The sequence below is a fragment of the Arthrobacter sp. P1_B4 genome (assembly GCF_056406555.1).
In genome coordinates this window covers 1-5,621 of sequence record NZ_JBFTZW010000136.1, presented here as the reverse complement: position 1 = coordinate 5,621, position 5,621 = coordinate 1, and the positions used below count along the sequence as shown (strand labels likewise).

6 protein-coding genes are annotated in these 5,621 nt (G+C 63.1%); 2 read left to right on the top strand and 4 right to left on the bottom strand.

Annotation, left to right across the window (positions count from 1 at the left end):
• A partial coding sequence (locus AC1D1W_RS19635; RefSeq protein WP_476944574.1) for a homocysteine S-methyltransferase family protein occupies positions 1–385 on the top strand: 385 nt, incomplete at its 5' end.
• A 174-nt stretch (positions 386–559) separates the two neighbouring features.
• Here AC1D1W_RS19635 and AC1D1W_RS19630 read toward each other — a convergent pair.
• The 4 genes from AC1D1W_RS19630 to AC1D1W_RS19615 form a co-directional block, all read right to left on the bottom strand.
• A complete protein-coding gene (locus AC1D1W_RS19630) occupies positions 560–1,519 on the bottom strand; it encodes a carbohydrate kinase family protein (protein ID WP_476944573.1) in 960 nt (319 codons plus the stop codon).
• 120 nt (positions 1,520–1,639) lie between these two features.
• The gene (locus AC1D1W_RS19625) at positions 1,640–2,434 is read right to left on the bottom strand and encodes an ATP-binding cassette domain-containing protein (RefSeq protein WP_028275203.1); all 795 of its coding nucleotides are present in this window, start codon (positions 2,432–2,434) and stop codon (positions 1,640–1,642) included.
• Positions 2,431–3,477, bottom strand: a complete 1,047-nt coding sequence (locus AC1D1W_RS19620) for an ABC transporter permease (protein WP_028275204.1) — start codon at positions 3,475–3,477, stop codon at positions 2,431–2,433. Before AC1D1W_RS19620 ends, AC1D1W_RS19625 begins: the two co-directional genes overlap by 4 nt.
• A gap of 115 nt (positions 3,478–3,592) precedes the next feature.
• The gene (locus tag AC1D1W_RS19615; protein ID WP_476944572.1) at positions 3,593–4,711 is read right to left on the bottom strand and encodes a substrate-binding domain-containing protein; all 1,119 of its coding nucleotides are present in this window, start codon (positions 4,709–4,711) and stop codon (positions 3,593–3,595) included.
• Between the two features lie 165 nt (positions 4,712–4,876).
• Here AC1D1W_RS19615 and AC1D1W_RS19610 point away from each other — a divergent pair.
• On the top strand, positions 4,877–5,621 hold a 745-nt coding region (locus tag AC1D1W_RS19610), incomplete at its 3' end, for a LacI family DNA-binding transcriptional regulator (RefSeq protein ID WP_476944571.1).

Below are 5,621 nucleotides of genomic sequence, written 5' to 3'. Positions count from 1 at the left end.
GGCTCAGGCGGCAAAGCTCTTTTCGGCGGAGCCGCTCGTGGCGGCTATCGGCGTGAACTGCGTGCCGCTGGAGCTGGTCTCCCCATCGCTGGAGGCCCTGGGCAGAGCCACTGATACGCCCCTGATCGCATATCCAAATTCGGGCGAAAGCTATGACGCAGTCACCAAAACGTGGGGTCCGGCCGCGGCGAGCACTTCAGGCCCCGATACCAAACAGCCCGCAAGCCTTGCGGAGGGAACGCCAATCTGGCGTGAACTTGGTGCACGGCTCGTGGGTGGGTGCTGTCGAACGAACCCACAGGATATTGCCGCCGTGACGGCGCTGTCAGAAACTCACAAACCTGGATATCGACCGGTTGGTGCTGCTGGCGCAAAAAACTTCTGACGCGTCACGAACTTATCCGGGACGCGTTGGGTCTTGGATCTGCAGCCCAAACGCCGTGTCCTTTACGTAGTTCGCGGACACGGATCACGAAACGCGGCGGGCCGCCTCAGATAGGCGGCGACCATCTTATTTCGTGAACGGTCTTGTGTGACAACCGTCATTTGATTAGGTGGTTCAGGAACCCCCGTATTGGGCACCGGAATGAGCTTCGATTGCGATGTTGAGTTCTTCCAGGGTTGGGGGGTTTGCTCCCGGGCGCTGCACGGTGATGGCCGCTGCTGCAGCTGCGGTGTGTCCAAGCTGCTCCAAGACAGCTGGGGCGAAGCCTTCGGTTCCTCGGGTGAGAAAGCCCAGGATCAGGGCGGACATGTAGGAGTCCCCGGCGCCGATGGTGTCGGCAACTTTGGACTTCACGGCGGGAATGCTGATGTTAGCGGCGGGGGTGGTGAATTGTGAGCCGTCGGCGCCTTTGGTGATGACGGTAAGTCCGGCGCCCAGACCGAGGATGTGTGCTGCGGTTTCGTCCAGGCTTTTTTGGGGGTACAGCCAGCGGGCGTCTTCGTCGCTGAGTTTGACGACGTCGGTTAGGGGCACGAGCTCTTCGAAGGTGGCCAAAGCTTCCCTGTGGCTGCCGAGCAGCGCTGGACGGATATTCGGGTCATAGGTGACCATGCAGTGTGTGCGGGCTTGTTCGAGCAGGGATTTCACGGCGCCCGCGCCGGGATTAAGGAAAGTGGCGATGGATCCGGTGTGCAGGATTTTTGGGAAGAAGGCGGGGGCTGTCGGGGCAAGATCCCAGGAGATGTCGAAGTCGTACTTGGCGGAGCCGTCGGGTTCAAGGGTTGCTGTGGCCGATGCCGTTTTGGTGAGGGATTTTGATCCGGGCAGAAGTATGACGCCTGCGCTGCTGAGGTGGTTTTCGATGGAAATCCCACGCGCGTCCGAGGCGATGGCTGTGAGCAGACCTGTGGTGACGGCGAGGCGGCCAAGTCCGTAGGCGACGTTGGCCGGTGAGCCGCCGGGGTGTTCCACCGTGTCGTGCGACGTGGTGACCACGTCGATCAGCGCTTCGCCTATGACCATGACGTCGAGCATCTGGTGAGCTTCGTTCCGGGCTGTTGTGAGGTAATCCATGGTCTGTCTCTCGTGGGATGGTGATGATGGGAACTCCCGGTATGGATCCGCCCGCGGACCTGGGGGAGGTCCGCGGACGGAGAAGGGGCTCCGGTAGAGCGGGCGGGTACTAGCCGGACCTCAGGCGGTGGCTGCGCCGGTCATGATCGCCACTGCGTCGGTCATGGTGTGTGATTGCGGAGTGATGGTGGCAGCGCACTTGCCCAGGCGCTGGATGTGGATCCTGTCCGCTACATCAAAGACGTGGGGCATGTTGTGGCTGATCAAGATGACCGGCAGGCCGCGGTCGCGAAGGTCCCGGACCAGCTGGAGCACCTGGTTCGATTCCCGGACGCCAAGTGCCGCCGTCGGTTCATCCAGCACAACGACCTTTGAACCGAACGCTGCGGCGCGGGCCACGGCGACAGCCTGGCGCTGGCCGCCCGAGAGGTTCTCCACCGGCACTGTCACGTCCTGCAGGGTGGAGATGCCCAACCGGGTCAGCTCTTCCTTGGCCTTGGTGCGCATGCCTTTGGTGTCGAGCATCCGGAACACGCTTCCGAGGAGCCCCGCGCGCCTTTCCTCACGGCCCAGGAACAGGTTGGAGGCGACGTCCAGCGCCGGTGAGACCGCCAGGTTCTGGTACACGGTTTCGATGCCGTGGACCCTGGCGTCCTGCGGCCGCTTGAAGTGCACCTGCTGTCCCGATACAAAGAGTTCTCCTGTGTCGGGAACTTCGGCGCCGGTGAGGCACTTGATCAGGGTTGATTTGCCTGCACCGTTGTCGCCAATGATCGCCAGGACTTCGCCCGGGTACAGGTCCAGGCTGACGCCGTCCAGTCCCACGACACGGCCGAAAGTCTTGACGAGGTTCCGGGCCTGCAGGATGGGCTCGCGCGTGGCGACGTGGGAGGCTTCAAATTCAGTCATGGTCATGACTTGACCTTTCGGATCCACTGATCGACGGACACAGCAACAATGATGAGGACGCCCACGGCGAGCGTCTGGTAGAGCACGTCCAGCCCGGCGAGCGAGAGGCCGTTGCGGAAGACTCCGACGATCAGGGCGCCGAGGAGGGTTCCCCAGACGGAGCCGCGGCCGCCGAAGAGGCTGGTTCCGCCGATGACGACGGCTGTGATGGAGTCCAGGTTCAGGTCCACGCCGCCGTTGGGGCTGGCTGCGTTGGTGCGTCCGATCTGGATCCAGGCGCCGACGGCCAGGACGGCGCCGGCTGCGAGGTAGACGCTCATGAGGACACGGTTTACCGGGATGCCGGCCAGGCGGGCGGCTTCCTTGTCATCTCCGACGGCGTAGACGTGCCGGCCCCAGGCCGTCTTGCCCAGGATGAAGGCGACCGCGATGTAGAGCAGGAGCATCATGACGACGCCCGTGGAGATCCTGACCGGGCCCACCGGGAAGGTGGTTCCTGTCCAGGTCAGCAGGGGCGGCATGGCCGAGCCGCGCACTGTCGCTCCGTTGGAGTAGAGCAGTGTCAGGGCGATGAAGATGTTGAGCGTGCCCAGGGTGACGATGAACGGCGGGAGCCGGAACCTGGTGACCAGGAATCCGTTCAGGGCTCCGGCGGCGAGTCCGACCACCAGGCCTGCGAGCAGGGCGAGAGGCGCGGGTATTCCGTTGTTGACGGCGAGCTGGGCCATGACCATGGACGACAGGATCATCACGGCCCCGACGGAAAGGTCGATGCCTGCCGTAAGGATGATGAGGGTCTGGGCGATGGCCAGGGTGCCGACGACGGAGACCTGCTGGGTAATCAGGGAGAGGTTTTCAACCCGCAGGAACCTCTCATTGAGGAGGCTGAACACCACCACCGCGATGAGAAGCACGAGGGCGGGGCTGACGGCGGGGTAACGGTGGAGGATATTGCGTATCCGGCTAAGCGGTGTCTGGCGGTCGAGGAATTCCTCGGCCAGGTCGGCCTGCCCGGCGCTGGGCGGTCCGGCGGTCTGTTGCTGGGTCACGATTGGTCCTGATCTTCGGTGATGGTTGCTAGGGCGGAGCTAGCTCGGTAGATGAAGTGCGGGGAGGCCGATAGCGGACTCCGGCCTCCCCGTCCCCTTAGTGAAGCTGGGTGGGTTACTTTCCCCAGCAGATGTCGGAGGCCTCGGTGGTGGTGATGCTCTTGACGCCGTCGACCGGCTTGTCCGTGACAAGCTCGACGCCGGTGTTGTAGAAGTCAAGCCCCGGTGAGTTGGCCGGCTTCTGGCCGGTCTTGGCGAGGTCAACGATGGCCTTCACTCCCAGTTCGGCCATCTTGACCGGGTACTGCTGGGCCGTGGCACCGATGACTCCGGACTTGACGTTGTTGACGCCGGGGCATCCACCGTCCACCGAAACGACCAGAACGTCCTTTTCCTTGCCGGCAGACTTCAGGGCCTCGAAAGCGCCGGCCGCGGCGGGTTCGTTGATCGTGTAGACGACGTTGATGTTCGGGTTCTTGGACAGGAGGGTTTCCATGGCGGTGCGGCCGCCGTCTTCGGCGCCCYGCGAGGCCTGGCTGCCGACGATCTCGTATTCGCCGCCCTTGCCGCCGGTGTACTTTCCGGTCTTGGCCTCGTCACCGTTCTTCTTCTTGTCCGCGGTGTCGATGCCGAGTCCCGTGAGGAAGCCCTGGTCCCGGTTGTAGTCCACGGAGACAACCTTGTCGTCAAAAAGATCGACGAGGGCAATGGTCGCTTTCTTCCCCTCCAGCTGGGCTGCGGTCCACTTGCCGATCAGCTCACCCGCGGCGAAGTTGTCGGTCGCGAACGTGATGTCGGCGGCGTCGGCCGGGTCCGGAGGTGTGTCCAGGGCGATGACGAACAGGCCGGCATCCTTGGCCTTCTTCAGGGCATCCACTACAGACGGGCCGTTGGGGGTGATCAGGATGCCCTTGTCGCCCTTGGAGATCGCGTTCTCGATGGCCTGGATCTGGGTGTCCTCGTCGCCGTCAGCCTTGCCGGCAGCCAGCTTCAGGTCCACGCCCTCGGCCGCGGCGGCCTTCTTCGCCCCGTCTTCCATGGCGACGAAGAACGGGTTGGTCGTGGTCTTAACGATCAGCGAGACGCCGACCTTTTCACCGGACGCGGTTCCCGTTGATGAGGCGGACGGGGAACTTCCACCACAGGCTGAAAGACTGAGCGCTCCCAGAGTCAGGACTGCTCCTGCAGCGAAGAGGCGGGTGGCCGTTGAACGGGGTGCTTTGGAACTCAACATTGAATCTCCTGATGTTTGAGGCCCTCACTGGCCTCGACAACGATGTCATGTACGATGTAATCAGCATCACACCAGAGAGTCAATAGATGCAACTTAGAAGGAGCGATATATTTGACAACGATGTCCGATCGTAGCCAGCCGACCCTTTCCGCCAGTCGTCCGACAATGCGCCACGTGGCTGCCCTTGCCGGCGTCGGAATAAAGACCGTCTCCCGCGTGATCAACGACGAACCTGGCGTGTCGGACGCCACCAGGGAAAAGGTGCTCAGCGCTTCACGGCAACTCAACTACCAGCTGGACATGGCCGCCGGCAGCCTGCGCCGCGCGGGCAGAAGGACGCTCTCGGTCGGGCTGTTGCTGCCGAGTGTTTCCAACCCGTTCAGCGGCGAGATCAACCGGGCCATAGAAGATGCTCTTGGGGCCAGGGGAATCGCGGTCTTTGCGGCGAGCCTGGATGATGACCCCCAGCGGGAGCAGGACATCGTGGCGGCATTTCTTGGGCGGCGCGTCGACGGGCTCATCCTCACGCCCATCGCCAGGAGCCAGGCGTATGTGATCCCGGAGCATTCCCGTGACCTGCCTTTGGTCTTCATTGACCGTGAACCGGTAGGAGTGGAAGCAGATGCCGTCGTGACCGACAACGCCGCAGGCTCCGCGAGGGCAGCTGCTCACCTGATCAGCCGCGGCCACACCAGGCTCGCCTATCTGGGGGACCGCACCGACATCCAGACCGCCCGGGAACGCCGGCGGGGGTTCATTGAGGAGATCGGCCGGCAGGGAATTCCCACTTCCACGATTCCCGTCCGTGAAAACCTGCACGATGAGGAATCGGCCAGATTGGCCGTGTTGGAACTTCTCACCGCTGCCGAACCACCGACGGCGATTTTCTCCAGCCAGAACCTCATCACTT